Raw genomic sequence first — 26,185 nt, 5'->3', positions numbered from 1 at the left:
GGGGGCGTGGTCGAGTCCTCGGTCACGCGCCTCACGCTACCGGGGATCGGGTGGGCCGGTCACCCTGAGGTCGGCGCTCGCGCCGCCGCCCGGCCCGTCCGTCGAGGCCGTCACCAGCACGGTGCAAGAAGTTGCAGCCCCGTCCCCTATCCTCGACCGGTGTGAAGGCTATCCGTCGGCTGCACGTACGCACCGTCCTCCCGCAGACCCTTGCCCCGCTCCACGACCTGGCGCTCAACCTGCGCTGGTCCTGGCACCCCCCGACCCGCGACATCTTCGCCAGCATCGACCCCGAGCTGTGGCAGGCCAGCGGGCACGACCCGGTGGCGGTGCTCTCCTCGCTGCGGACCGCGGACATGGACCGGCTGGCGGCCGACGAGTCGTTCGTCACCCGGGTGCACGAGGCCGCGGCGGACCTGGAGCGCTACCTGACCAAGCCCCGGTGGTACCAGCAGGAGGGCGCGGGCCGCACCGCCGAGCACGGGGACCGCGAGCTGCGGTCGATCGCCTACTTCTCCCCGGAGTTCGGGATCACCTCGGTGCTGCCGCAGTACTCCGGCGGCCTGGGGATCCTGGCCGGCGACCACCTCAAGGCGGCCAGCGACCAGGGCATCCCGATCGTGGGCGTGGGGCTGTTCTACACCTCCGGCTACTTCGCCCAGCGGTTCAACGCCGAGGGCTGGCAGCAGGAGTCCTACCCCGTCCTCGACCCCGACGACCTGCCGCTGTCGCTGCTGCGCGAGGAGGACGGCACCCCCGTCGTCGTGCGGCTGGCGATGCCGCAGGGCGGCCACCTGGACGCGCGGGTATGGCGTGCGCAGGTCGGGCGGGTGCCGCTCCTGCTGCTCGACTCGGACGTGGAGACCAACGACGCCGCCCGGCGCGAGGTCACCAACCGCCTCTACGGCGGCGGCGGCGACCAGCGGCTGGAGCAGGAGATGCTGCTGGGCATCGGCGGGGTGCGGGCGTTGCGCGCCTACTCCCGGATCACCGGCGCCCCGGAGCCGACCGTCTACCACACCAACGAGGGCCACGCCGGGTTCCAGGGCGTGGAGCGGATCAGCGAGCTGGTCTCCCGCGAGGGGCTGACCTTCGACGAGGCGCTGCGGGCGGTGCGCGCCGGGACCGTCTTCACCACGCACACCCCCGTGCCGGCCGGCATCGACCGGTTCGACGTGGACGCCATCCGGGCCCACTTCGCCGAGGACGGCTGCCAGCTCGACGGCGTCCCCCTCGACCGGCTGCTGGCCCTGGGGGCCGAGGACTACGAGGGCGGGGACCGCTCGAGGTTCAACATGGCGGTCATGGGCATGCGCCTGGGCCAGCGGGTCAACGGGGTCTCCCGCCTGCACGGCGCGGTGAGCCGGGAGATGTTCTCCGGGCTGTGGCCGGGCTTCGACCTGGACGAGGTGCCGATCGGCTCGGTCACCAACGGGGTGCACGCCGGCACCTGGGTCGACCGCAAGCTCTACGACCTGGCCAAGGCCCACCTCGGGCCGGAGACCGCCGCCCGGTCGGTCTTCACCCGCATCCACGAGGTGCCGATCGACGCGTTCTGGCGCACCAAGCGGGAGCTGCGGGCCCAGCTGATCGACGACGCCCGGGCCCGGCTGAAGACCTCCCTGCGCGACCGTGGCGTCACCGAGGCCGAGCTCGGCTGGACCGAGGACGTCCTCGACCCCGACGCGCTGACGATCGGCTTCGCCCGGCGCGGCGCGACGTACAAGCGCCTGACCCTCATGCTGCGCGACCCGGAGCGGCTCAAGAAGCTGCTCAACGACCCCGAGCGCCCGGTGCAGCTGCTCATCGCGGGCAAGTCGCACCCGGCCGACGACACCGGCAAGGCGCTCATCCAGCAGATGGTGCGCTTCACCGACGACCCCGAGGTCCGCGGCAAGATCCTCTACCTGCCCAACTACGACATCGCCATGGCCCAGCAGCTGTACCCCGGCTGCGACGTGTGGCTGAACAACCCGCTGCGTCCGTTCGAGGCCTGCGGCACCTCCGGGATGAAGGCCGCCCTCAACGGCGCGCTCAACCTGTCCATCCTCGACGGGTGGTGGGACGAGTGGTACGACGGCCAGAACGGCTGGGCCATCCCCACCGCCGACGGCGTCGAGGACCCCGACCGACGGGACGACCTCGAGTCGGCAGCCCTGTACGAGCTGCTCGAGCGGACGGTCGTGCCGACCTTCTACGACCGCGACGAGGACGGCCTGCCGCAGCGGTGGCTGGAGATGGTCAGCCACACCCTGTCCACCCTGGGCCCGAAGGTCCTGGCCGACCGGATGGTGCGGGACTACACCGAGCAGTACTACTGGCCGGCCGCCCACGCCGCCTGGTCCGCCGCCGCCGACGACTTCGCCGGCGCCCGCGACCTGGCCGCCTACGTCGAGCAGGTGCACGCCAGCTGGCCGCAGGTGCGGATCGACCACGTCGACGCCGACGGTCTCTCGGACGCCCCGCAGATCGGCGACGAGATCTCGGTGCACGCCTTCGTCGGCCTCGGCGACCTGGACCCGCACCAGGTGCGGGTCCAGATGGCCTACGGCCGGGCCAACGCCGAGGACACGCTGACCGACCTGGAGTACGTCGACCTCGAGCCGACCCAGTCCTACGAGGAGGGCCGGCACCGCTTCGACGGCCGGATGCGGCTGGCGCGCACCGGTGCGCTGGGCTGGACGGTGCGGGTGCTCCCGCGCCACGGGCAGCTGGCCGGCGCCGCCGAGCTGGGGCTGGTCACGCTGCCCTGAGCGGGCCGGTCAGGCGCCGACGAGCACCGTGACGGTGGTGGCGCCGACGGACAGGTCCTGCCCGGGGTCTACCGACCCCGGGCCGGCCGGGTCCGGCTCGCTGGTCCAGCGCCGCCGCCAGCCTGGCACCCCCTCCACCACGGGGGCCACGACGTCGACGCGGTCGAGCCCGCCGTGCAGGACCAGCGCCACGGCCTGCCGCTCCGCGCCGTCCTCGGCGTGGAGGGTGTCGAGCACCGCCACCACGGTGCGTCGCCACGGGTCGAGCCACCCCTCGTCGTCGACGACGTGCCCGGTCTCGGTGAACCACCGCAGGCGGGTCCGCCCCGGGACGGGCTCGTGGGTGGGGAAGCGGGGCGTGCGCACGAGCGCCAGCTCGCGGCGCAGCGCGAGCAGGTCGCGGGCGTCGGCGAGGAGCTCCTGCTGCCACGGGCGCAGGTCCCAGCGGACCCAGGAGATCTGGTTGTCCTGGTTGTAGGCGTTGTTGTTGCCCTCCTGGGTGCGGCCCATCTCGTCGCCGGCCACCAGCATGGGCACGCCGGCGCTCAGGACGAGGGTGGCCAGCAGGTTGCGGATCGAGCGGTTGCGCGCGGCGAGCACGGTGGCGTCCGTGGTCGACCCCTCCACCCCGTGGTTCCACGACCGGTTGTCGCCGTGCCCGTCCCGGTTGTCCTCGCCGTTGGCGTAGTTGTGCTTCTGGTCGTAGGCCGTCAGGTCGGCGAGGGTGAACCCGTCGTGCGCGGCGACGAGGTTCACCGACGCGACCGGGCCCCGGTCGCCGGCGGCGAACATGTCGGCCGACCCGGCCAGACGCGTGGCCAGCTCGCGGATGCCGTGCCCGGGCTCGCCGTGCAGGCGCCGCCGGACGTCGTCGAGCCAGAAGCTGCGGACCGTGTCGCGGTAGCGGTCGTTCCACTCGGCGAACGGCGGGGGGAACTGACCGGTGCGCCAGCCGTGGACCCCGACGTCCCACGGCTCGGCGACGAGCTTGACCCGGGACAGGACGGGGTCGGCGCGCAGCGCCACGAGGAAGGGGTGGTCGCGGTCGTAGCCGTCGTCGCGGCCGCGCCCCAGCGCCGGCGCCAGGTCGAAGCGGAAGCCGTCGACGTGGTAGTGCTCGACCCAGTGCCGCAGGGAGTCCAGGATCATCCGCACGACCGCGGGCTCGGTCACGTTCATCGTGTTGCCGGTGCCGGTCACGTCGATGTCGCGCCCACGCCCGTCCAGCCGGTAGTAGCCGGCGTTGTCCAGGCCGCGCCAGGACAGCGTCGGTCCGGAGGCGGAGGCCTGCTCGGCGGTGTGGTTGTAGACCACGTCGAGCAGGACCTCGATCCCGGCGGCGTGCAGGGTCCGCACGGCCGTGCGCAGCTCGTCCGCCACGCCCTGCGGGTCGTTGGCGGCCGCGTAGCCGGCGTGCGGGGCGAAGAACCCCAGGCTGTTGTAGCCCCAGTAGTTGTGCCGCCCCTGCCGGACCAGGGTCGGTTCGGAGACGTAGGCGTGGACGGGGAGCAGCTCGAGCGTGGTCACCCCCAGCGACAGCAGGTGCTCCACGACCGCAGGGTGTCCCAGCGCGGCATACGTCCCCTGCAGGTGGGCGGGCACCTCCGGGTGCCGCATCGTCAGCCCGCGCACGTGCGCCTCGTAGACCACCGTCTCCGACCACGGCACGGCCGGCAGGGCGTCGTCGCCCCAGTCGAAGTCGTGGTCGAGGACGACGGAGCGGGGGACGAACGGCGCCGAGTCCCGGGGGTCCCGGGTCCCGGGGGAGGCGTGGCCGGAGGTGTCGACCACGTGCCCGTAGACCTCGGGCCCCCAGCGCACCCAGCCCTCGACGGCGTGCCCGTAGGGGTCCAGGAGGAGCTTGGCCGGGTTGTGCCGGTGGCCGGCGTCGGGGTCCCACGGGCCCTCGACGCGGAAGCCGTAGCGGGTGCCGGGGGTCAGCTCGGGGACCTCGTCCCACCAGGTGCCGTGGGCGCGGTGCCGCAGGGGTATGCGGCGCTCGTGCGCCCCGTCGAAGAGGCACAGCTCGACCGCGGTGGCGTGGGCCGCGACGACGGCGACCTCGGTCCCGGCCGCCGTCCTGGTGACCCCGGGAGGGGGCGGGGTGTCCGTGCTGCGGCGGGGGCGGAGGGGTGGGGCCATGGTGGCCAAGGGTAGGTCCGCCGGGCCCGCTGCCCGCGCACCCACACCGCAGGGGGCCGACCGGGCGGGAGGTACGTTGGGGCCATGACGGATCCCACCTCGCTGCCCAACTTTCCCCCGCCGCCGCAGGACCGCCCCCTCAGCGGCCGGGTCCTCGACGCCCTGCAGGACCTGCAGATGAACCCCGACCTGGACAAGGAGGGGGACGTGGCCTTCGAGGCCCGCGACCAGAAGCTCTTCGTCAAGGTCGTCCAGGGCGAGCAGTTCGACATCATGCGCGTCTTTGGCCAGTGGCAGATCGCCGACTCGGTCCCCGAGGACATGCGCGTGCGGCTGGACGGCTGCAACGACATCACCCTCGGGGTGAACCTCGTCAAGGCCGGGATCGCCGCCGGCCACCTCGTGCTCGCGGTCGAGCAGATCGTCGCCCGCCAGGAGCAGCCCAAGGCCAAGCTGCAGATCGGCGTCGGCCTGATCCTGCAGGCGTTGTCGCTGTGGCACCGCAACGTGCTGGCCAAGTCGCGGGCCGAGCAGGGGCTCGACCCGCAGCTGCCCGAGGGAGCCCCCGAGGGGACCGAGGTCGGCCCGTGGCTGTCGATCGGCACGCGGGGCGCCTCGGCCCAGCAGGACGCCCCCGCCGACGGGTCGGACGGCCGGGAGGGCGACGCGTGAGCAGGACCGTCCCCACGGCCAGCGAGTTCGTGCGGATCGAGATCGAGGCCAGCGTCGCCACGATCCGGATCGACCGGCCGAAGATGAACCCGCTCTCGATCGAGGTGCAGGACGCGCTCGGGGAGGCGGCCCGCCTCGTGTCCGCCGACGACGAGGTGGCCGCGGTCGTCCTCTACGGCGGGGAGAAGGTCTTCGCCGCCGGGGCCGACATCAAGGAGATGCAGCGGATGAGCTACACCGACATGGTGCAGCGGGCCGCCGACATCCAGGAGTGCTTCAGCGCGGTGGCGCGCATCCCCAAGCCGGTCGTGGCCGCCATCGAGGGCTACGCCCTGGGAGCCGGCAACGAGCTGGCCCTGTGCGCCGACTTCCGGGTCGCCGCCGAGGACGCCAAGCTCGGCCAGCCCGAGATCCTGCTCGGCGTGATCCCGGGGGCCGGCGGCACCCAGCGGCTGGCCCGGCTCGTGGGCCCCTCCCGCGCCAAGGACCTCGTCTTCACCGGCCGGCAGATCGACGCCGCCGAGGCCAGGGAGATGGGCATGGTCGACGAGGTCGTCCCCTCCGGCCAGGCCTACGCGCGGGCCCTGGAGATGGTCCAGCGTTACGTGCACGGCCCCGCGTTCGCGCTGCGGGCCGCCAAGGAGGCCATCGACCGCGGACTGGACAACGACCTGGAGACCGGCCTGGCCATCGAGGCGATGCAGTTCGCCGGGGTGTTCGCCACCAAGGACCGCGAGATCGGGATGACCTCCTTCGTCAAGGAGGGCCCTGGGAAGGCGAGCTTCGAGGGCCGCTGACGCGCCTGTGTTACCCATGAGTAAGCCACCTGGCGTCGGGCCCGGGACGAGATGACAAGATGGGCCCGACTGCCCCCGACCAACGAGGACGTGAGACGTGAACATCGTCGTCTGTGTGAAGTATGTGCCGGACGCCCAGGGCGACCGGGGCTTCGAGGAGGACCGCACGACCGACCGGGAGTCGGTGGACGGGCTGCTCTCGGAGCTGGACGAGTATGCGGTGGAGGAGGCGCTGAAGATCGTCGAGGCGGGCGAGGGCGAGGTCACGGTGCTGACCATGGGCCCGGACGACGCCGTGGCGGCGGTGAAGAAGAGCCTGCAGATGGGTGCGCACCGGGGTGTGCACGTGCTGGACGAGGCGTTGGCCGGGTCGGACTCGGTGGCGACGTCGCTCGTGCTGGCCGAGGCGGTGCGCAGGCTGGGGCAGGAGTCGCCGGTGGACCTGGTGCTGACCGGGCTGGCGTCCACGGACGGGGTGATGTCGGTGGTGCCGGCGATGCTGGCCGAGCGGCTGGGTCTGCCGCAGGTGACGTTCGCCTCGGAGCTGACGGTGGAGGGGTCGACCGTGCGGATCCGTCGGGACGACGAGACCGCCTCGATGACGGTGGAGGCCTCGCTGCCGGCGGTGGTGAGCGTGACCGACCAGATCAACGAGCCGCGCTACCCCTCGTTCAAGGGGATCATGGCGGCGAAGAAGAAGCCGGTGGACACCTGGTCGCTGGCCGACTTGGGCGTGGACGCCGCGCAGGTGGGGCTGGACGCGGCCTGGACGAGGGTCGTGGAGGCGACCGAGCGTCCGCCGCGCTCGGCGGGCGAGGTCGTGACCGACGAGGGTCAGGGCGGGGTGGCCCTGGCCGACTTCCTGGCCTCGCGCAAGTTCGTCTGAGCCGGTCGACCCGAGATTGATGAAGGAGCACATCTGATGGCTGAAGTTCTCGTCCTGGTCGACCACGTCGACGGGCAGGTCCGCAAGTCCACCGCCGAGGCGTTGACGGCCGCGGCCCGGCTGGGTGAGCCGGCCGCGGTGATGGTCGGGGGTGATGCGCAGGCGGCGGCGGAGACGCTGGGCCGGTTCGGCGCGACCAAGGTGTATGCCGCGGGCGACCCGGCGCTGACCGAGCACCTGGTGGCGCCGGTGGCCGAGCTGCTGGCCGACCTGGTGGGGAAGGTGTCGCCGGCGGCGGTGATCCTGCCCTCGTCCAACGACGGCAAGGAGATCGCGGCCCGGTTGGCGATCAAGACCTCCTCGGGGGTCATCACCGACGCGGTCGACGTCCAGCCCGGTGAGGGTGGTGGCGTGCTGACCACCCAGTCGGTGTTCGCCGGGTCCTGGTCGGTGACCTCGACGGTCACCTCCGGCACGCCGGTGGTCACGCTGAAGCCGAACTCGGTCCCGGCGCAGGAGGCTCCGGCCTCCCCGGTCGTGGAGGAGGTCTCGGTGTCGTTGTCGGAGGCGGCCACCGCGGTGCGGATCACCGAGCGCGCGCAGAAGGCGGCCTCGGGCCGGCCGTCGCTGACCGAGGCCGCGATCGTGGTCTCCGGCGGGCGTGGCACGGGCGGCGACTTCGGCCCGGTGGAGGAGTTCGCCGACTCCCTGGGCGCGGCCGTGGGCGCCTCGCGGGCGGCGGTCGACGCGGGGTGGTACCCGCACGCCTCCCAGGTCGGGCAGACCGGGGTGTCGGTCTCGCCGCAGCTGTACGTGGCCGCGGGCATCTCCGGGGCGATCCAGCACCGGGCGGGCATGCAGACGTCCAAGACGATCGTGGCGGTCAACAAGGACCCCGAGGCCCCGATCTTCGAGCTGGTCGACTACGGCGTCGTCGGTGACCTGTTCACGGTCCTGCCCCAGGCCACCCAGGAGGTCCAGACCCGCAAGCTGAGCACCCCCCCGCAAGGCCCCGACCGCGACCCCGCGGCCGGGGGCTTTGCCTCGTCCGGCCGTCGGCGCAGGGTGACGGACGTAGACTTCTGCGGTGCCCCTTCCCGACCGTCTCGTCTACCTCGACCACGCCGCGACCACGCCGGTGCTGGACGAGGTCGTCGACGTCGTCACCCGCACCATGCGGCAGGTCGGCAACGCCAGCTCGCTGCACACGCCGGGCCGGGCGGCCCGCCGCGTCGTCGAGGAGTCGCGGGAGCGGATCGCCGAGGCGTTGGGCGTGCGGCCCTCGGAGGTGCTCTTCACCTCCGGCGGCACCGAGTCGGACAACATCGCCGTCAAGGGGACCTTCGCGGCCCGGCGCACCACCGACCCCCGTCGCGACCGGCTGGTCGTCAGCGGCGTCGAGCACCACGCCGTCCTCGACCCGGTCGAGCACCTCGTCCGCGCCGCGGGGGCCCGGGTCACCTGGGTCGAGCCGGACGGCCAGGGTCGGGTCCACCCGCAGGCCCTCCGGGACGCGCTGGACGCGGACGGCGGCCCCGGGACGGTGGCGCTCGTCAGCGTGATGTGGGCCAACAACGAGGTCGGCACCGTGCAGCCCGTCCGCGAGCTCGCCGAGCTGGCGCGTGAGCACGGCATCCCGTTCCACAGCGACGCGGTGCAGGCGCTGGGCCAGGTCCCCCTGGACCTCTCGGTCGTCGACCTGGGCGTCATCACCGGCCACAAGATCGGCGGCCCGCTGGGCGTCGGCGCGCTCGTCGCCGGCCGGGACCAGTCGCCGGTGCCGCTCACGCACGGCGGCGGGCAGGAGCGCAAGCTGCGCTCCGGCACCCTGGACACCCCCGGGATCGCCGGGCTGGCCGAGGCCGTCGCCCACGCCGCCGCGGAGCAGGCCAGCCACGCCCGGCATCTCGCCGCGCTGCGCGACCGGCTGATCGAGGGCGCGCTGGCGCTGGACGACGGCATCAGCGTCAGCGGCACCTGGACGCCCGGCGACGTGACCGACCGGCTGCCCGGCAACGTGCACCTGCGCGTCGCCGACGCCGAGGGGGACTCCCTGCTCTACCTGCTCGACGCCGCCGGGATCGCCTGCTCGACCGGGTCGGCCTGCCAGGCCGGGGTCCCGCGGCCCAGCCACGTGCTGCTGGCCATGGGCGTGCCCGAGCGCGAGGCCCGGGGCGCGCTGCGGTTCACCCTCGGCCACGGCTCCGAGCAGGCCGACGTCGACGCGGTCCTCGCCGCGCTCCCGCCCGCCCTCGAGCGAGCCCGGCGGGCGCACGCCGCCTCCAGGAGCCGGGCATGAGGGTCGTCGCCGCGATGAGCGGCGGGGTCGACTCCGCCGTCGCCGCCGCCCGGATGATCGACGCCGGGCACGAGGTGGTGGGGGTCCACCTGGCCCTGGCCCAGTCCGCCTCGACGCTGCGGGAGAGCGCCCGCGGGTGCTGCACCCTCGAGGACGCCGGGGACGCCCGCCGGGTGGCCGACCGGCTCGGCATCCCGTTCTACGTGTGGGACATGGCCGACCGCTTCCGCGAGGACGTCGTCGAGGACTTCGTCGCCGAGTACGCCGCCGGCCGCACCCCCAACCCGTGCCTGCGCTGCAACGAGAAGATCAAGTTCGCCGCCCTGCTCGACAAGGCCCTGGCCCTCGGCTTCGACGCGGTCGCCACGGGTCACTACGCCCAGGTGGTCGAGGTGCCCGATCCGGCTGCGCCGCAGGGGGTCCGCCGCGAGCTGCACCGTGCGGTGGACCCGGCCAAGGACCAGTCCTACGTCCTCGGCGTGCTCGACGCCGACCAGCTGGCCCGCAGCTTCTTCCCCCTCGGCGACACGGTCAAGGCCGACATCCGCGCGGAGGCCGCCGCCCGCGGCTTCTCGGTCGCGAAGAAGCCGGACAGCCACGACATCTGCTTCATCGCCGACGGGGACACCCGCGGCTGGCTCGCCCAGCGGCTGGGGGAGCGGCCCGGACCGGTCGTCGACGAGCACGGCACCGTGCTGGGGGAGCACCGGGGGGCGCACGGCTACACCGTGGGCCAGCGGCGCGGTCTCGGGCTGAAGGTGCCGCCCGCGGACGGCTCCAAGAGGTACGTGGTCTCGACCGACACCCGGTCCAACACGGTCGTCGTCGGCCCCGAGGAGCTGCTGGGGGTCGACCTGGTCACCGCCGACCACGTGCGCTGGTGCGGACCCGCCCCGACCGGCGAGGTACGCGTGGGCGCCCAGCTGCGCGCCCACGGGGAGGAGCACCCGGCGACGGCGCGGGTGGAGCGGGCCGACGGCATACCGGAGCGGCTCGTCGTCCACCTGGACGGGCGGACGAGGGGCGTGGCGCCGGGCCAGTCGGTCGTCCTCTACGACGGCACCCGCGTGGTCGGGTCCGGCACGATCGCCGCCTCGGGCAGGGCCGCATGAGCACCGGCGCGGGTATGCCGCCCGCGGACGGGGTGCGCGCCACCGGGATCGGCTCGTGGCCCGGCACGGACGTGCGCGAGGCCCTGCGCGTGGTCCTCGGGACGCTGACCGCGTCGGTCCCCGAGGGGGTCGTCGGGATGCCCTACCTGCCCGAGCTGCCGGCCCGGGGGCCGGGGTCGGACCTGCTGGGCCGGGGCGCCCACCTGCTCGTCGACCTGCCCGTGGACCTGCAGCCTCAGGGGTGGCGCCTCGTCGACCGCCCGGGACGCGACCACGACCGGGCGGGGGCGCTGTGGGGGCAGGACCTCGACGAGCTGGCCGAGGCCCTCGACGGCTGGGCCGGCCCGCTCAAGGTGCAGGTGGCCGGACCGTGGACCCTGGCCGCCGGGGTGTGGCTGCCGCTGGGCGACCGGGTGCTGTCGGACCCCGGCGCCTCCCGCGACCTGGTCGCCTCCCTTTCCGAGGGGGTCGCCGGCCACGTGGCGCACGTGCGCCGCCTGGTGCCGGGCGCGGACGTCGTGCTGCAGCTCGACGAACCGTCGCTGACGGCCGTGTCGCTGGGGTGCGTGCGGTCGGAGTCCGGCTACTCGGTGCTGCGCACCCCCGAGCTCGGGGAGCTCGCGGGGGCGCTGCGCGACGTCGTGGAGGCCGCCCGGACCGCCGGGGCCGTGGAGGTCGCCGTCCACTCGTGCGCACCGGACCTGCCCCTGGACCTCCTGCGGCGTGCCGGCGTGGACGCGGTGAGCCTCGACGTCGCGCTCCTGCGGCGGCCCGGCTGGGACGCCGTGGCCACCCTCCTCGACGCCGGGGTCGGCCTGTGGGCCGGGGCGCTGCCCTCGGACGGCCCCGGGACCCCGACGGCCGCCGAGCACGTGGACCGGCTGCTGGTGGGCTGGCGCGAGCTCGGGCTGCCCGTCGCCGACCTGGCCGGCCTGACGGTGACCCCCTCCTGCGGCCTGGCCGGCTCGACGCCCGAGGAGGCGCGGGCCACCACGGCCGCGACCGTGCAGGCTGCCGCCCGCCTGGCCGGGATCGCCGCGGGATGACCGCCCCGGGCCTGCCCGCGGGGACGCGGGCGCCGTCCCCTGGCAGGTCTGGTACCTGACCCTGGCCCTGGTCTGGGGATCGAGCTACCTGCTCATCAAGCTCGGCCTGGAGGCCCTCAGCGGCGTCCAGGTGACCGCCCTGCGGATCGTCCTGGAGCGGCCGTCCTGCTGACCCTGGTCGCGGTGACCGGGACGCGGCTGCCCCGGGGCCGGCGCACCTGGGGGCACCTGCTCGTCACCGGCACCCTGCTGTGCTCCTTGCCCTGCACGCTGTTCGCGCTGGGCGAGGTGCGGGTGACCTCGGCGGTCGCCGGGATCGCCAACGCCACCACCCCGGTGGCCGCCGTCGTGGCGACGGCGGTCCTGCTGCCTGGCGAGCCGGTCGGGCGGCGGCGCCAGCTCGGGGTCGGCATCGGCTTCGTGGGCGTCGTCCTCATCGCCCAGCCGTGGTCCCTCGAGCGCGGGCCGGACCCGGTCGGCCTGCTCATGGTCCTGGTGGCCTCGGCGAGCTACGGGATCGGGTGGACCTACGTGCGCCGCCACCTGCACGGCGTGGACCCGGGCGGCCTGTCGATGCCGGCGGCCCAGGTGCTCGTCGCGCTGGCCCAGGTGCCCGTGCTCCTGCTCGCCGACTGGTGGCTGCGCGACCTGCCCTCCGGAGGGCCGCTGGCCCCGGCCGGTCCGGCCGCGTCCGCCGGGGGATGGGCCCTGTGGGGCCCGCTGCTGGCGGTGGGGGCGCTCGGCGTGGTCGGGACCGGGCTCGCGCAGGCGATGCAGTATGCCGTGGTGCGGGCCGCCGGCCCGACCGTCGCCACGAGCGTGACCTACCCGATCGTCGTCGTCTCCGTGGTGCTGGGGGTGCTGCTGCTCGGTGAGAGCGTCGGGCCGCTCGTCCTGGTCGGTGCCGCGGTCGTGCTGGCGGGCTCGCTGCTCATCGGGACGCGGCGGGGCGGTCGCGGCGCCGGCCTCGGGCCGCGCGGGGCCGGGCGGGTGCGGCATACCCCTGCGGTGTCGGTGGACCCTGCCAGGATGGGCGGGTGAACGCGAGCACCATCCCTCCCGACCCGGTCGACGACGTGCCCGAGGAGGCCCGCCACCGGTGGGCCGAGCTGGCCGAGGAGATTCGGGGCCACCAGTTCGCCTACTACGTCAAGGACGCCCCGGTCGTCAGCGACGGGGAGTTCGACGCGCTGGTGCGGCAGCTGGAGGCGCTGGAGGAGGAGCACCCCGGGCTGCGGGTGCCGGACAGCCCGACCCAGGTGGTCGGCGGGACCTTCTCGACCGAGTTCACGGCGGTCGACCACCTCGAGCGGATGCTCAGCCTGGACAACGCGTTCTCCACCGAGGAGCTGGTCGCCTGGGCCGAGCGGGTCGAGCGGGAGGTGGGCGGGGCGCAGGTGAGCTACCTGTGCGAGCTGAAGATCGACGGGCTGGCGGTCAACCTGCTCTACGAGGACGGCCGGCTGGTCCGGGCGCTGACCCGGGGCGACGGGCGGACGGGGGAGGACGTCACCCTCAACGTCCGCACGATCGAGGGGGTCCCGCTGCGGCTGCGGGCGCCCGAGGAGCAGGAGGCCGAGGGGGTCGTCGGCGAGGGCGGGGGCAAGCACCTGGTCGAGGGGGCCGTCGTGGAGGAGGGCGCGGGCACCACCGAGCCGGTCCCGGTGCCGCGGCTGGTGGAGGTGCGCGGGGAGGTCTACTTCCCGGTGTCCTCCTTCGAGGAGCTCAACGCCGGCCTGGTGGCGGCGGGCAAGGCGCCGTTCGCCAACCCCCGCAACACCGCGGCCGGGTCGTTGCGGCAGAAGGACCCCCGGGTGACCGCGTCGCGGGACCTGCGGATGATCGTGCACGGGATCGGGGCCCGGGAGGGTTTCGACGTGGTCCGCCAGTCGCAGGCCTACGAGGTCCTGGCGGCCTGGGGGCTGCCGGTGTCGGGACGCACGCGCGTGGTCGGCACGATCGAGGAGGTGTGCGCCTATGTGCAGCGGTGGGGGGAGCAGCGGCACGCCGTCGAGCACGAGATCGACGGGGTGGTCGTCAAGGTCGACGAGGTGGTCGTGCAGCGCCGGCTGGGGTCGACCTCGCGGGCGCCGCGCTGGGCGATCGCCTACAAGTACCCGCCCGAGGAGGTCACCACCAAGCTGCTGGACATCCGGGTGGACGTCGGCCGCACCGGGCGGGTCACCCCGTGGGGGCTGATGGAGCCGGTGCAGGTGGCCGGGTCGACCGTCGAGCGGGCCACGCTGCACAACCAGCACGAGGTCGAGCGCAAGGGGGTGCTCGTCGGCGACACCGTGGTGCTGCGCAAGGCCGGCGACGTCATCCCCGAGATCCTCGGGCCGGTCGTCGACCTGCGCGACGGCAGCGAGCGGCCCTTCGTCATGCCCACCCACTGCCCCTCCTGCGGGACGGCGCTGCGGCCGGAGAAGGAGGGGGACAAGGACATCCGCTGCCCCAACTCCAAGGAGTGCCCTGCGCAGCTGCGGGAGCGGCTCTACTCCCTGGCGGGCAGGGGCGCGTTCGACATCGAGGCGCTGGGGGCCGAGGGGGTCAACGCCCTGCTGGACGCCGGCGTGCTCACCAACGAGGCCACGCTGTTCTCGCTGACGGCGCAGGACGTGGCGCAGGTCCCGCTCTTCACGCGCGCGGCGAGGAAGACGGATCCGCAGGACGCGGTCGTCGACGGGCGGGTGCTCTCGGCCAACGGGCAGAAGCTGGTCGACAACCTCCAGCAGGCCAGGGCCCAGCCGCTGTGGCGGGTGCTCGTGGCCCTGTCGATCCGGCACGTGGGACCGACCGCAGCCCGGGCCCTGGCCGCCGAGCTCGGCTCGATGGAGGCGATCCGGGCCGCCAGCACCGAGGAGCTGGCCGCCGTCGAGGGCGTCGGGCCGGTCATCGCCGAGTCGGTCAAGGAGTGGTTCGACGTCGACTGGCACCGCGAGATCGTGCAGCGCTGGGCCGCCGACGGGGTCCGGATGGCCGACGAGCGCGACGAGTCCGTCGAGCGGACCCTGGAGGGCCTGACCGTCGTGGTGACCGGCTCGCTGGAGGGCTTCAGCCGCGACGAGTCCAAGGAGGCCATCGTCTCCCGGGGCGGCAAGGCGTCCGGGTCGGTCTCCAAGAAGACGGACTACGTCGTCGTCGGGGCCAACGCCGGCTCCAAGGCGGCCAAGGCCGAGGAGCTGGGGGTGCCGGTCCTCGACGAGGAGGGCTTCGTGCGGCTGCTGGCCGAGGGGCCGCCGCCTGGCCCGTCGGGGGAGGAGTCGTGACCGGCCGGGTGGACCCCGACGACCTGCTCTGGTTCGTCGACCGGGCGCTCGAGGGGATGCTCGAGACCTGCAGGACGCTCGGCGAGGAGCTGGTGAACGCCCGGCTCGAGGTCGAGGGGAGCAACAGCCCCTACGCCGTCGTGGTCCACTGCGTGGGGGTCATGGACTTCTGGGCGGGGCACAAGGTGGCCGGCCGGCCGAACCACCGCGACCGGGACGCGGAGTTCCGGGCCGTCGGGACGCTCGCCGACCTCGAGGCGCAGGTGGCCGCAGGACGGCAGCGCTTCGTCGAGGCCCTCACGGGTGCCGAGTGGGCCGCTCCCTGCGTGGGGCAGGACCGCCCGGAGACCCATGCCCTGCCGGTCGGTCGGACCCAGGGCGGCGCCCTGGTCCACGTGCTCGAAGAGCTCTGCCAGCACCGGGGCCAGGTCGAGGTCACCGCCGACGTGCTCCGGGCCGGTGCCGCGCGGGACGAGGGCCGGAGGTGAGGTCCCGCCCGCTCTGGGTGCTGCTCGTCCTGCTGCTGGGCCTCGTCGTGGTCGACGCGGCCCGCGACGGGCGGCCGGCGTTCGCGGTCGGTTACGGTGTCGTGGCGCTCGCCGTCGCCTGGTGGTCCTCACCGTGGCGTGGACGCGGCGGCCCCACCCACGAGGAGGTCCTCACCATGAGCGACACCGAGGCTCGACCGGACGTCGTCATCTACTGGCGCCCCGGGTGCGGTTTCTGCGCGATGCTCAAGGCACGGCTCGGCTCGGCCCGCGACCGTGCGACCTGGATCAACATCTGGGAGGACGAGCAGGGTGCCGCCTACGTGCGTGAGGTCAACGGCGGCAACGAGACGGTGCCGACGGTCGTGATCGACGGGGTCCCGCACACCAACCCCTCGCCGAAGCTGGTCCTGGAGCGGTTGCGGCAGCTCGACGACCGGTGACGCCCGGCGGCGGTGGGGGACGGCGACGCTCCGACGGCCACCTACACTGTCGGCCATGTCCAACCTCTCGCGCGACGACGTCGCGCACGTCGCCATGCTGGCGCGCATCCAGCTCGAGGACTCCGAGCTGGACCGGCTCGCCGGCCAGCTCGACCAGATCGTCGACTGGGTCGGCCAGGTCAACGAGGTCGCCGCCGCCGACGTGCCCCCGATGTCCCACCCCCTGCCGCTGGTCAACGTCACCCGCCCCGACGAGGTCCGACCCAGCCTGACCGCCGAGCAGGCCCTGGCCAACGCCCCCGACCCCGAGGACGGGCGTTTCGGCGTGCCGCGCATCCTCGACGAGGAGTGAGGACAAACGTGAGCGAGACCACCCCCACCGATGCCGGGCGCGACCTGACCCGGATGACCGCCGTCCAGATGGCCGACGCCATGGCCGCCGGCGAGACCACGTCCGAGGAGCTGGTGCAGGCGCACCTGGACCGCATCGAGCGGCTCAACCCGGCCCTCAACGCCTTCCTCCTCGTCGATGCCGACGGGGCCCTCGCCACCGCTCGCGAGGTCGACGCCGCCCGGGCGGCTGGGGAGGACCTGCCCCGCCTGGCCGGCGTCCCCGTCGCCGTCAAGGACATTGCCTGCACCCAGGGGCTGACCACGACGGCAGGCTCCCGCATGCTGGAGCACTTCGTGCCGCCCTACGACGCCACCATCGTCACCCGGCTGCGCGAGGCCCGGATGCCCATCCTCGGCAAGACCAACATGGACGAGTTCGCCATGGGCTCCTCCACCGAGCACTCCGCCTTCGGCCCCACCCGCAACCCCTGGGACCTGGAGCGCATCCCCGGCGGCTCCGGCGGCGGCTCCAGCGCCGCCGTCGCCGGGTTCCTCGCCCCCCTGGCGATCGGCTCGGACACCGGCGGCTCCATCCGCCAGCCCGCCGCCGTCACCGGGACCGTCGGCGTCAAGCCGACCTACGGCGGGGTCAGCCGCTACGGCGTCATCGCGCTGGCCTCCAGCCTCGACCAGATCGGCCCGTGCGCCCGCACGGTCGCCGACGCGGCTCTCCTTCACGAGGTGCTCGGCGGCCACGACCCGATGGACTCCACGAGCATCGACGCCCCCGTGCCGCCCGTCGTGGAGTCGGTGGCCGGCGCGTCCGCCGAGGACGGCTCGCTCGCCGGGCTGAAGGTCGGCGTCGTCAAGGAGATCGGCGGCGAGGGCTTCCAGCCGGGCGTGCAGCAGCGCTTCGACGAGGCGCTCGAGGAGCTGCGAGCCCTGGGCGCGGAGATCGTCGAGGTCTCCTGCCCCCACTTCACCCACGCGATGGCGGCCTACTACCTCATCCTGCCGTCCGAGGCGAGCAGCAACCTGGCCCGCTACGACGCGATGCGCTACGGCCGCCGCACCACCCCGGAGGACAGCCCCAGCGCCGAGCAGGTCATGGCCGCCAGCCGGGACGACGCCTTCGGCGACGAGGTCAAGCGCCGCATCATCCTGGGCACCTACGCCCTCTCCAGCGGCTACTACGACGCCTACTACGGGCAGGCCCAGAAGGTCCGCACGCTCATCGCGCGCGACCTCGAGGCGGCGTTCGGGCAGGCCGACGTGCTCGTCAGCCCCACCGCCCCGACCACCGCCTTCCGGATCGGCGACAAGCTGGACGACCCCATGGCGATGTATCTCAACGACATCGCCACCATCCCGGCCAACCTCGCCGGCATCCCCGGCATGTCCATCCCCTCGGGGCTGGCCCCGGAGGACGGGCTGCCCGTGGGCATCCAGCTGCTCGCCCCCGCGATGGAGGACCAGCGCCTGTATGCCGTGGGCGCGGCCCTGGAGGCCCGGCTCGCCCGGGCGCAGGGCGGGCCGGTCGTCGACCGGCTTCCCGAGGTGCCCACCACCGCCCCCGAGGTGCCGGGCGCACGGCATACCCCCGGCACCGCCGGGACCCACACCGAGGAGGTGCGCGCGTGAACGCCGCGACGAGAGCCACGGCCGGGACGGCCCCCACCGTGCCCTACGAGGAGCTGCTGACCCGCTACGAGCCGGTCGTGGGCCTGGAGGTCCACGTCGAGCTCTCGACGGCCACCAAGATGTTCTGCGGCTGCGCCACCGGGTTCGGGGCCGAGCCCAACACGCAGACCTGCCCGGTCTGCCTCGGGATGCCCGGCGCGCTGCCGGTGGTCAACGCCACCGCGGTCGAGTCGGCGGTGCGGATCGGCCTGGCGCTGAACTGCCGGATCGCCGAGTGGTGCCGGTTCGCGCGGAAGAACTACTTCTACCCGGACATGCCGAAGAACTTCCAGACCAGCCAGTACGACGAGCCGATCGCCTTCGACGGGTGGGTCGACGTCGAGGTCCCGGCCAACGAGGCGGGCGGGGAGGCGTTCACCTTCCGGGTCGAGATCGAGCGGGCCCACATGGAGGAGGACACCGGCAAGTCCACGCACGTCGGCGGGACCACCGGGCGCATCCACGGGGCCGACTACTCGGTCGTGGACTACAACCGCGCCGGGATCCCGCTCATCGAGATCGTCACCCGGCCGATCACCGGGGCGGGGGAGCGGGCGCCCGAGGTGGCCCGCGCCTACGTGTCGACGCTGCGGGACCTCATGCGGGCGCTGGACGTCTCCGACGTCAGGATGGAGCAGGGCTCGATGCGCTGCGACGCCAACGTCTCGCTCATGCCGACGGGGTCGACCACCCTGGGCATGCGCACGGAGACCAAGAACGTCAACTCGCTCCGGTCGGTCGAGCGGGCGGTGCGCTACGAGATGACGCGCCACGCGGCCGTGCTCGACGCGGGCCAGGCCATCCTGCAGGAGACCCGCCACTGGCACGAGGACACCGGCATCACGACGTCGGGCCGGCCCAAGTCCGACGCCGACGACTACCGCTACTTCCCCGAGCCGGACCTGGTGCCCGTCGCCCCGTCCCGCGAGGACGTCGAGCGGCTGCGGGCCACGCTGCCGGAGAACCCGGCGGAGCGGCGACGCCGCCTGCAGGACGCGTGGGGCTTCACCGACCTGGAGATGCGCGACGTCGTCAACGCCGGCGCCGTGGAGGTCATCGAGGAGACCGTCGCCGCGGGGGCCTCCCCGGCCGCCGCCCGCAAGTGGTGGACCGGGGTGCTGGCCCGCCGGGCGAACACCGACGGGGTCGCCGTGACCGAACTGGGCGTGACACCCGCGCACGTCGCCGAGCTCGACGGGCTGGTGACGTCCGGGCGGCTCAACGACTCGATGGCCCGGCAGGTGCTCGACGGCGTGGTCGCCGGGGAGGGGGCCCCGGCGCAGGTGGCGGACGCCCGCGGCCTGGAGCTGGTCCAGGACGACGGTGCCCTGCAGGCCGCGGTCGACAAGGTCGTCGCGGCCAACCCCGACGTCGCCGAGAAGATCCGCGGCGGCAAGGTGCAGGCGGTCGGTGCCCTCATCGGCCAGGTGATGAAGCAGATGCGGGGCCAGGCCGACGCGGCCAAGGCCCGGGAGCTGATCCTCACCACGCTGGGCGTCGAGGGCTGAGGGTGGCCGCGCCGGTCGTCGCCGCCGTCCCCTCCGACCTGGCCCCGTTCCTCGACCCGGTCGAGGGCGTCGAGGTCGAGGTCTACGACCCGCGGGACCGCGACCGTGTGCCCGGCGGGGGGCGGGACGTGGACGTGCTGTCCCTGCCGATGGTCGCCGGCCCCTGGCTGCGGCGGATGGACGAGGTGCCCGGGCTGAGGGGCGTGGTGCTGGCCTCGGCCGGCTTCGAGCACGCCCTGCCGTACCTGCCGGACGGGGTCGAGATGGCCAACGCCGTCGAGGTGCACGACACCGCGACCGCCGAGATGGCCCTGGCGCTCATGCTCGCCTCGCAGCGCCACCTGCCCAAGCACGTCCTGTCCCAGGCGGCGGAGACGTGGGACCGCTCGACCCCGGAGGGGCAGCCCTGGCGGTCGCTGGCCGACTCCACCGTGCTCGTGCTGGGCTACGGCGGCATCGGGAAGGCGCTGACCCGCAGGCTGCTGGCCGCCGAGTGCGAGGTGGTCGCCGTGGCGAGCCGGGACCGGGAGGGCGACGAGCTGGTCGACCGGGTGCACGGGACCGACCGGCTGCCCGAGCTGCTGCCCACGGCCGACGTGCTGGCGGTCTGCGTGCCGCTCACGGACGCGACCACCGGCCTCGTCGACGCGCAGGTGCTGGCGGCCCTGCCCGACGACGCGCTCGTCGTCAACGTCGCCCGCGGCGGGGTGGTGGACACCGCGGCGCTGATGGCCGAGTGCGCGTCCGGTCGTCTCCGGGCCGCCCTCGACGTCACCGACCCCGAGCCGCTGCCGGACGGGCACCCGCTGTGGTCGACCCCCGGCGTCCTCGTCGTGCCGCACGTCGGCGGCGCCTCGCCCGCGTCCTTCCCGCGGATGGGGCGTTACCTGCACCGCCAGCTGACGGCATACCGGGACCGGGGGCGCCTGGACCACGTGGTGGCGACCGGAGGCGCGCACGCCTGAGGGTTCGGTACGGTCGCTGCCATGAGCCGCACCCTCGTCGTCATCCGGCACGCCAAGGCCGAGCACGCCGACCCCGGCGGTGACCACGAGCGGCAGCTGGCGCCCCGGGGCGTCGAGGACGCCGGCGCGCTGGGCCGCTGGCTCGCGGGCGAGGGGCTGCTGCCCGACCTCGTCCTCGTCTCCACCGCCGCCCGCACCCGCCAGACCGCCGAGCTGGTCCTGCAGGGTGCCGGGCTCGACGTCGACCAGGTGCCGACCTGGCCCTCCCGCAGCGTCTACGACGGCGGGGTGGACGCGACCCTGGGGGCGGTCCAGGAGGCCGACGACGACGCGACCACGGTGTGGCTGGTCGGGCACCAGCCGGTCGTGGCCGCCCTCACCCTCGAGCTGGCCGAGCCGCACCGCAGCGACCACGCGATCGTCGAGGCGGTCGGGGCCGGCTTCCCCACCTCGGCGGCCGCGGTCCTGCACATCGACGTCGAGTCGTGGTCCGTGCTGGGGCCGGGCGGGGCGCGGCTCGTGGGCCTCCGCCCGCGGAACCTAGGCTGAGCCACATGACGATCAGGATCGGTGCGCACGTCGACCAGACCGACCCGGTGGCGGAGGCGCAGGCCCGCGGCACCACGCTCGTGCAGCACTTCCTCGGTGACCCGCAGAGCTACAAGGGGCCCCAGGTGCTCTACCCCGGCGGGGCGGAGGCGCTCCGCGCCGCGACGGAGGAGGCGGGGGTCGACCTCTACGTGCACGCGCCCTACATGATCAACGTGGCCTCCACGAACAACCGCATCCGCATCCCCAGCCGCAAGCTGCTCCAGCAGCACATGGACGCCGCCGCCGAGATCGGCGCCAAGGGCCTGGTCGTCCACGGCGGCCACGTGGGCGACGCGGACGACCCCACCAAGGGCTTCGACAACTGGCGCAAGGCGGTCGAGGCCACCGACATCAAGGTCCCGCTCCTGCTCGAGAACACCGCCGGGGGCGGCAACGCGATGGCCCGCCGGCTCGACCGGATCGCCCTGCTCTGGGAGGCGGTCCAGCAGGCCGGGGGCGCGCAGGACGTGGGCTTCTGCCTCGACACCTGTCACGCCTGGGCCGGGGGCATCCCCCTGACCGAGGTGGTCGGGCGGATCCGGGAGATCACCGGCCGGATCGACCTGGTGCACCTCAACGACAGCCGGGACGACTTCGACTCCGGGGCCGACCGGCACGCCAACCTCGGGTCCGGGCGGATCGACCCCGGCGAGCTGGTGGCCGTCGTCCGCGAGGCGGGGGCGCCGGTGATCAGCGAGACGCCCGGCGGGGCGGCCCAGCACCGGGCCGAGGCCCTCTGGGTGCAGCAGGAGCTCGCCCAGAACTGACGTAGCATCCTGCGACGTGACCGAGCCGGTGATCAGCGCGCAGGGGCTGCGCAAGGAGTACGGGGACTTCGTGGCCGTCGACGGGATCGACTTCGAGGTGCACCCGGGGGAGAGCTTCGGCCTGCTCGGGCCCAACGGGGCCGGGAAGTCGACGACCATGCGGATGATCGGCGGCACCCTCGACCGCACCGGCGGGCAGCTGCGCGTGCTCGGGCTGGACCCGGGCCGGCAGGGCCCCGAGGTCCGCGCCCACCTGGGCGTGGTGCCGCAGCAGGACAACCTCGACGAGGAGCTGCGGGTCCGCGAGAACATCGTCATGTACGGCCGCTACTTCGGGCTGCCCCGCTCCTACCTGGGCCCCAAGGCCGACGAGCTGCTCGCCTTCGCCCAGCTGGAGGCCAAGGCCAAGGCGAAGGTGGACAACCTCTCCGGGGGTATGAAGCGCCGCCTCACCATCGCGCGGGGCCTGGTCAACGAGCCGCGCATCCTCCTGCTCGACGAGCCGACGACGGGGCTGGACCCGCAGGCCCGGCACGTGCTGTGGGACCGGCTGTTCCGCCTCAAGGAGGCCGGCACCACCCTGGTGGTGACCACCCACTTCATGGACGAGGCCGAGCAGCTGTGCGACCGGCTCATCGTCGTCGACCACGGCCGGATCATGGCCGAGGGCTCGCCCCGGCAGCTCATCCGGGAGCACTCCACCCGGGAGGTCGTGGAGGTCCGGTTCGGGTCGCAGCGCAACGCGCAGGTCGTCGCCGACCTCGAGGGCGTCGGGGCGCGCAACGAGGTCCTGCCGGACCGCATCCTCGTCTACACCGACGACGGCGAGGCGGCCCTGGAGGAGATCTCCCGCCGAGGCCTGCACCCGATCACCTCGCTGGTGCGCCGGTCGTCCCTGGAGGACGTCTTCCTCCGGCTGACCGGGAGGACGCTCGTTGACTGACCACCAGCCGCGTCCGACCGCCGCGCAGGCCGTCGTGGACGCGGACACCAACGCGCTCGCCTACTCCGGCCGGGCGCCCGGGCACGGGGTGATGGCGGCCCGGGCCCGGGCCCGCGGCGTCTGGTACTACGCCGAGACCGTGCTGCGGGGCATGCGGGCCTACTTCTGGCCGATCCTGCTCTACTCCGTGGGCCAGCCGCTCATCTACATGGTCGCCCTGGGCATCGGGCTCGGCACGCTCGTGCAGCAGGGGGCGGGCAGCGTCGACGGGGTCGACTACCTGACCTTCGTCGCGCCCGCGCTCCTCGTCTCCACCGTCGTCATGTCCGTCACGGCCGAGATGACCTACCCGGTCATGGCCGGCTTCAAGTGGCAGCGGCTCTACCACGCGCCGGCGGCCAGCCCGCTCGAGCCGGGCCAGGTCGCCCTGGGCCACCTGGTGGCCGTGGTCATCCGGTTCGTGCTCCAGTCCCTGGTCTTCTGGCTGGTCATGCTGGCCTTCGGGGCCGCGCCGAGCGGCTGGGCGCAGTCGCTGCTGGTGGTGCCGGTCGGGGTGCTCACCGCCACCGCGTTCGGCGCCCCGCTCCAGGCCTACGCCGCCACGCTGCGGGACGAGGGCTTCCAGTTCGCCTTCATCCAGCGCTTCGTCGTCATGCCGATGTTCCTCTTCGCCGGCACCTTCTTCCCCCTGTCCGTGCTGCCGACCTACCTGCACTGGATCGGGTGGATCTCCCCGGTCTGGCACGGCACCGAGCTGGCGCGGCTGGCCAGCTACGGGGCACCGGTGTCCCCCCTGATGCTCGCGGTCCACCTGGGCTTCCTGCTCGCGCTGACCGTCGGCGGGGTGCTGGCCGGCGTCCGCGTCTACACCCGGAGGCTGCACTCGTGAGCGCGACCCCGGTCCCGGCCCCACCGCATACCCCCGGTCCCCGTCCCTTCCGGTCCCTGTCCTCGGGCAACGTCGGCGCGGTCCTGGAGCGCGGCTTCACCGTCATCCGCAACCAGAACTGGATGATCCTGGTCTCCGGGTTCTTCGAGCCGGTCCTCTACCTGCTGGCCATGGGCGTGGGGATGGGCGGCCTGGTGGGCGAGGTCGTCGGGCCGGGCGGGCAGCCGATCTCCTACGCCGCCTACATCGCGCCGGCCCTGCTGGCCACCTCGGCGATGAACGGCGCGATCTACGACTCCACCTGGAACGTCTTCTTCAAGCTGCGGTTCGCCAAGCTCTACCAGGCCATGCTGCAGACCAGCCTCGGCCCGCTGGACGTGGCCGCGGGGGAGATCCTTATGGCCCTGTTCCGGGGCTTCGTCTACGCGGTGGGCTTCCTCGGGGTGCTCGCGCTGATGGGCCTGGTGACCAGCTGGTGGGCGCTCCTCATGGTGCCGGTGGCCGTCCTCGTGGCGCTCGGGTTCGCCGCGCTGGGGATGGGGATCACCAGCTTCATGCGGACCTTCCAGCAGATGGACCTCATCAACTTCGCCATGCTGCCGATGTTCCTGTTCTCGGCCACGCTCTACCCGATCACCGTCTACCCCGAGCCGGTGCAGTGGTTCGTCATGGCCATGCCGCTGTGGCACGCGGTGGAGCTGATGCGGCAGCTGTCGGTGGGCCATCTGGGGCTGGTGACGCTCGTGCACGTCGGCTACTTCCTGGCGATGACGGGCGTCGGGATGTGGCTGACGACCGTGCGGCTGCGGGCGCTCTTCCTGCGGTGAGGTCCGGCGGGAGGGTGTCCCTCGGTGCTCACTAGGCTGGGCGCATGACCTCCGTGCTCGACCCCGACTCCGCCGACCTGACGCTCCTGCAGGACCGGCAGGTGGCCGTCCTGGGGTTCGACGCCGTGGCGGCCGCGCACGCCCTGAACCTGCGGGACAGCGGGGTCGACGTCTGGGTGGGGACGGCGCCGGACAGCCGCGGGGCGGCGCGCGCGGAGATGGAGGGGCTGGCGGTCGCCACGCCCGAGGACGCGGTGCAGAGGTGCGACATCGTGCTCGTGCCCACGGGCGGCGACTCCGGCGAGCACGACCTCACGGGCGTCCAGCGGCTGCTCACCGCGCACACCGAGCCGGGCGACCTCGTGGTCGTCACCTCGGCCGAGCCGGTCGTCTCCGGGGAGCTGGCCGTCCCCGAGGGCGTCGACCTGGCCATGCTGCGCGCCGTCGGCGACGGGGACCGGGTGCGCGAGGAGTACCTCGACGGCCGCGGCTGCCCCGCCCTCGTCGCGGTCGGCCGCGACGCAGCGGCGCCGCCTGGGCCACGCTCACCGCCTACGCCGCCGCCATGGGGTCGCTCCGCTCGGGTGCGGTCGTCACCACCCTGGAGCACCAGGCCACCGCCTGGAGGTATGCCGAGGAGCAGGTCCACGCACCCCTCCAGCGGGCGGTGGAGGAGGCGTTCGAGGAGCTCGTGCGGCAGGGGGTCGAGGAGGAGGTCGCCTACCTCGCGGTGGTCCACGAGCTGCGGACCCGGGTCGAGCAGATCACCCAGGCCGGCTTCGCCACCCAGCACGGCCCGGACGGACGCCCCGGGCACGACCCGGCCGCCGGGGCGACCAGCCGGCGTGCCGCCGCCCGGGCGGCCCACCCCATCGAGCACGTCGGCCGACGGGTGCGGGCGATGATGAGCTGGATCCGCTAGCCGGTCGCCACGGACACCTCGCCCGCCAGCCCGAGGAACGCGGCATACCTCTGCGCAGCCTCCTCCACGGCGGCGACCTCAGCTGCCGCCAGGGCCCGGTGGGGGGACACCTCGAAGCGGACCGTCGAGGCGGTGCGCCGGTCGCGCCAGGAGGCGACCAGCTGCCCGTCCAGGAGCACCATGCCCAGCGACCGTTCGCGGCCGCGCGGCACGACACCCCGCTCGTCCAGCAGCCAGCGCGACTCCTGGAAGCCGCGGTAGGTCTCGTCGAGGACCTGCAGCAGGTGGGCGCGGGGCTGGGCCGGCTCGTCCGCGGGCGGCTCGTCGAGGTGCCAGTAGTCGCGACCGTCCACCTCCGTGCGGCGAGCCCGGCACCCACCTCGGGACGCGTCCGCGCGGGCGACTCCTCGAGCAGGTCGAGCAGTGCCGCGGTCAGCCGCTCGACGTCGCGCACCGGCACGCCGAGGTCGGTGGTGAGCATGCGCAGGGAGACCGTGCGGATCGACGGGCCGGTGAGCGCGAGCAGCCGGTCGACGTCGTCGCGGGCCACGTAGTGCCAGGTCGGCCGGAGCACGTGGGTGCGCAGCACACGGCCCGAGGCCAGCAGCTGGGTCAGGTCGTCCGGATCCCTCCGCGTGGTGCGGGACGCGACCGCCCACGCCGTCCGGGCGGGGTTCTCGGCCTGCACCGCCAGCAGGTGGTCCACGACCGCGGCGGCGTCGTCGACATGCGGACCGGTCAGCCGCTGGGTGCGCAACCGCCAGCGCGCGAGGGCGGACCCGGGCGACGCGGTGGAACCGGTGCGGCGCGGCACACCGGCAGGGTAGCCAGGCCGGGCACCGGGTGCCGGGAC

General features: G+C 74.0%; 23 protein-coding genes and 2 pseudogenes. 22 read left to right on the top strand and 3 right to left on the bottom strand.

What is annotated here, in order from left to right:
• Positions 1–161 precede the first annotated feature (161 nt).
• Positions 162–2,753, top strand: a complete 2,592-nt coding sequence (gene glgP, locus BJF81_RS05095) for an alpha-glucan family phosphorylase (RefSeq protein ID WP_075957405.1) — start codon at positions 162–164, stop codon at positions 2,751–2,753.
• 9 nt (positions 2,754–2,762) lie between these two features.
• On the opposite strand, the gene glgX is transcribed toward glgP, so the two are convergent.
• Positions 2,763–4,895: a glycogen debranching protein GlgX gene (gene glgX / locus BJF81_RS05090; RefSeq protein WP_075957631.1), complete on the bottom strand. Its 2,133-nt coding sequence runs from the start codon at positions 4,893–4,895 to the stop codon at positions 2,763–2,765.
• Positions 4,896–4,979: 84 nt separating this feature from the next.
• Between glgX and BJF81_RS05085 the strand changes: the two genes are divergently transcribed.
• The 21 genes and pseudogenes from BJF81_RS05085 (at position 4,980) to BJF81_RS04985 (ending at position 25,315) form a co-directional block, all read left to right on the top strand.
• A complete protein-coding gene (locus BJF81_RS05085) occupies positions 4,980–5,567 on the top strand; it encodes a hypothetical protein (protein ID WP_075957404.1) in 588 nt (195 codons plus the stop codon).
• Positions 5,564–6,364, top strand: coding sequence for an enoyl-CoA hydratase/isomerase family protein (locus BJF81_RS05080; protein WP_075957402.1), 801 nt, complete (start codon positions 5,564–5,566; stop codon positions 6,362–6,364). The genes BJF81_RS05085 and BJF81_RS05080 overlap by 4 nt, the downstream gene beginning before the upstream one ends.
• Before the next feature lie 97 nt (positions 6,365–6,461).
• A complete protein-coding gene (locus tag BJF81_RS05075; RefSeq protein ID WP_075957401.1) occupies positions 6,462–7,250 on the top strand; it encodes an electron transfer flavoprotein subunit beta/FixA family protein in 789 nt (262 codons plus the stop codon).
• 36 nt (positions 7,251–7,286) lie between these two features.
• A pseudogene (locus BJF81_RS05070) lies at positions 7,287–8,240 on the top strand (electron transfer flavoprotein subunit alpha/FixB family protein); the annotation flags it as partial.
• Positions 8,241–8,337: 97 nt separating this feature from the next.
• The gene (locus BJF81_RS05065) at positions 8,338–9,549 is read left to right on the top strand and encodes a cysteine desulfurase family protein (RefSeq protein ID WP_075957400.1); all 1,212 of its coding nucleotides are present in this window, start codon (positions 8,338–8,340) and stop codon (positions 9,547–9,549) included.
• Positions 9,546–10,661, top strand: coding sequence for a tRNA 2-thiouridine(34) synthase MnmA (gene mnmA / locus BJF81_RS05060; protein ID WP_075957399.1), 1,116 nt, complete (start codon positions 9,546–9,548; stop codon positions 10,659–10,661). The genes BJF81_RS05065 and mnmA overlap by 4 nt, the downstream gene beginning before the upstream one ends.
• Positions 10,658–11,707 (top strand): methionine synthase, encoded by a 1,050-nt coding sequence (locus tag BJF81_RS05055; protein ID WP_075957398.1) that lies wholly within the window; start codon positions 10,658–10,660, stop codon positions 11,705–11,707. The genes mnmA and BJF81_RS05055 overlap by 4 nt, the downstream gene beginning before the upstream one ends.
• A gap of 39 nt (positions 11,708–11,746) precedes the next feature.
• Positions 11,747–12,748 (top strand): DMT family transporter, encoded by a 1,002-nt coding sequence (locus BJF81_RS05050; protein WP_446740545.1) that lies wholly within the window; start codon positions 11,747–11,749, stop codon positions 12,746–12,748.
• Positions 12,745–14,976 (top strand): NAD-dependent DNA ligase LigA, encoded by a 2,232-nt coding sequence (ligA, locus tag BJF81_RS05045; protein ID WP_075957395.1) that lies wholly within the window; start codon positions 12,745–12,747, stop codon positions 14,974–14,976. The genes BJF81_RS05050 and ligA overlap by 4 nt, the downstream gene beginning before the upstream one ends.
• The gene (locus BJF81_RS05040) at positions 14,973–15,464 is read left to right on the top strand and encodes a DinB family protein (RefSeq protein WP_075957393.1); all 492 of its coding nucleotides are present in this window, start codon (positions 14,973–14,975) and stop codon (positions 15,462–15,464) included. Before ligA ends, BJF81_RS05040 begins: the two co-directional genes overlap by 4 nt.
• Complete coding sequence (locus BJF81_RS19145) at positions 15,461–15,907, top strand: glutaredoxin domain-containing protein (RefSeq protein WP_237770032.1); 447 nt, start codon at positions 15,461–15,463, stop codon at positions 15,905–15,907. The genes BJF81_RS05040 and BJF81_RS19145 overlap by 4 nt, the downstream gene beginning before the upstream one ends.
• Before the next feature lie 55 nt (positions 15,908–15,962).
• On the top strand, positions 15,963–16,259 hold the full coding sequence (gatC, locus tag BJF81_RS05030) for an Asp-tRNA(Asn)/Glu-tRNA(Gln) amidotransferase subunit GatC (protein WP_075957392.1): 297 nt from the start codon (positions 15,963–15,965) through the stop codon (positions 16,257–16,259).
• Between the two features lie 53 nt (positions 16,260–16,312).
• Positions 16,313–17,881, top strand: coding sequence for an Asp-tRNA(Asn)/Glu-tRNA(Gln) amidotransferase subunit GatA (gatA, locus tag BJF81_RS05025; protein ID WP_075957629.1), 1,569 nt, complete (start codon positions 16,313–16,315; stop codon positions 17,879–17,881).
• Between the two features lie 38 nt (positions 17,882–17,919).
• Positions 17,920–19,428 carry an Asp-tRNA(Asn)/Glu-tRNA(Gln) amidotransferase subunit GatB gene (gatB, locus tag BJF81_RS05020; protein WP_446740544.1) on the top strand — a complete coding sequence of 503 codons (1,509 nt, stop codon included), beginning with the start codon at positions 17,920–17,922 and terminating at the stop codon, positions 19,426–19,428.
• Between the two features lie 2 nt (positions 19,429–19,430).
• Positions 19,431–20,393, top strand: a complete 963-nt coding sequence (locus BJF81_RS05015) for an NAD(P)-dependent oxidoreductase (protein ID WP_083664005.1) — start codon at positions 19,431–19,433, stop codon at positions 20,391–20,393.
• A gap of 21 nt (positions 20,394–20,414) precedes the next feature.
• Positions 20,415–20,942 (top strand): SixA phosphatase family protein, encoded by a 528-nt coding sequence (locus BJF81_RS05010; RefSeq protein ID WP_075957390.1) that lies wholly within the window; start codon positions 20,415–20,417, stop codon positions 20,940–20,942.
• A gap of 5 nt (positions 20,943–20,947) precedes the next feature.
• Positions 20,948–21,751, top strand: coding sequence for a deoxyribonuclease IV (locus BJF81_RS05005; protein ID WP_075957388.1), 804 nt, complete (start codon positions 20,948–20,950; stop codon positions 21,749–21,751).
• Between the two features lie 16 nt (positions 21,752–21,767).
• Complete coding sequence (locus BJF81_RS05000; protein ID WP_075957387.1) at positions 21,768–22,694, top strand: ABC transporter ATP-binding protein; 927 nt, start codon at positions 21,768–21,770, stop codon at positions 22,692–22,694.
• Positions 22,687–23,583: an ABC transporter permease gene (locus BJF81_RS04995; protein ID WP_237770031.1), complete on the top strand. Its 897-nt coding sequence runs from the start codon at positions 22,687–22,689 to the stop codon at positions 23,581–23,583. The genes BJF81_RS05000 and BJF81_RS04995 overlap by 8 nt, the downstream gene beginning before the upstream one ends.
• Entirely contained in the window at positions 23,580–24,410 is an 831-nt protein-coding gene (locus tag BJF81_RS04990) for an ABC transporter permease (RefSeq protein WP_075957386.1), read from the top strand. The genes BJF81_RS04995 and BJF81_RS04990 overlap by 4 nt, the downstream gene beginning before the upstream one ends.
• A 44-nt stretch (positions 24,411–24,454) precedes the next feature.
• Positions 24,455–25,315 (top strand): hypothetical protein, encoded by an 861-nt coding sequence (locus BJF81_RS04985; protein WP_075957385.1) that lies wholly within the window; start codon positions 24,455–24,457, stop codon positions 25,313–25,315.
• 13 nt (positions 25,316–25,328) lie between these two features.
• On the opposite strand, the gene BJF81_RS04980 is transcribed toward BJF81_RS04985, so the two are convergent.
• Together BJF81_RS04980 and BJF81_RS21330 are read right to left on the bottom strand one after the other, a co-directional pair.
• Positions 25,329–25,991 (bottom strand): DNA glycosylase AlkZ-like family protein, encoded by a 663-nt coding sequence (locus BJF81_RS04980; protein ID WP_446740537.1) that lies wholly within the window; start codon positions 25,989–25,991, stop codon positions 25,329–25,331.
• Positions 25,893–26,146, bottom strand: a pseudogene (locus BJF81_RS21330) (DNA glycosylase AlkZ-like family protein); the annotation flags it as partial. The pseudogene BJF81_RS21330 and the gene BJF81_RS04980, both read right to left, overlap by 99 nt.
• Positions 26,147–26,185: the final 39 nt, after the last annotated feature.

The sequence above is a fragment of the Ornithinimicrobium sp. CNJ-824 genome (genome assembly GCF_001942405.1).
GTDB lineage: Bacteria > Actinomycetota > Actinomycetes > Actinomycetales > Dermatophilaceae > Ornithinicoccus > Ornithinicoccus kibberensis.
Note: the sequence above shows the minus strand (reverse complement) of the source record. Positions and strands in the feature narration are given on the sequence as shown.

Coding starts and splice junctions, on each gene's coding strand:
- glgX (WP_075957631.1), bottom strand. CDS start 4,895: ATGGCCCCACCCCTCCGCCCCCGCCGCAGCACGGACACCCCGCCCCCT.
- BJF81_RS05085 (WP_075957404.1), top strand. CDS start 4,980: ATGACGGATCCCACCTCGCTGCCCAACTTTCCCCCGCCGCCGCAGGAC.
- mnmA (WP_075957399.1), top strand. CDS start 9,546: ATGAGGGTCGTCGCCGCGATGAGCGGCGGGGTCGACTCCGCCGTCGCC.
- BJF81_RS05055 (WP_075957398.1), top strand. CDS start 10,658: ATGAGCACCGGCGCGGGTATGCCGCCCGCGGACGGGGTGCGCGCCACC.
- gatC (WP_075957392.1), top strand. CDS start 15,963: ATGTCCAACCTCTCGCGCGACGACGTCGCGCACGTCGCCATGCTGGCG.
- gatA (WP_075957629.1), top strand. CDS start 16,313: ATGACCGCCGTCCAGATGGCCGACGCCATGGCCGCCGGCGAGACCACG.
- BJF81_RS05010 (WP_075957390.1), top strand. CDS start 20,415: ATGAGCCGCACCCTCGTCGTCATCCGGCACGCCAAGGCCGAGCACGCC.
- BJF81_RS05005 (WP_075957388.1), top strand. CDS start 20,948: ATGACGATCAGGATCGGTGCGCACGTCGACCAGACCGACCCGGTGGCG.
- BJF81_RS04985 (WP_075957385.1), top strand. CDS start 24,455: ATGACCTCCGTGCTCGACCCCGACTCCGCCGACCTGACGCTCCTGCAG.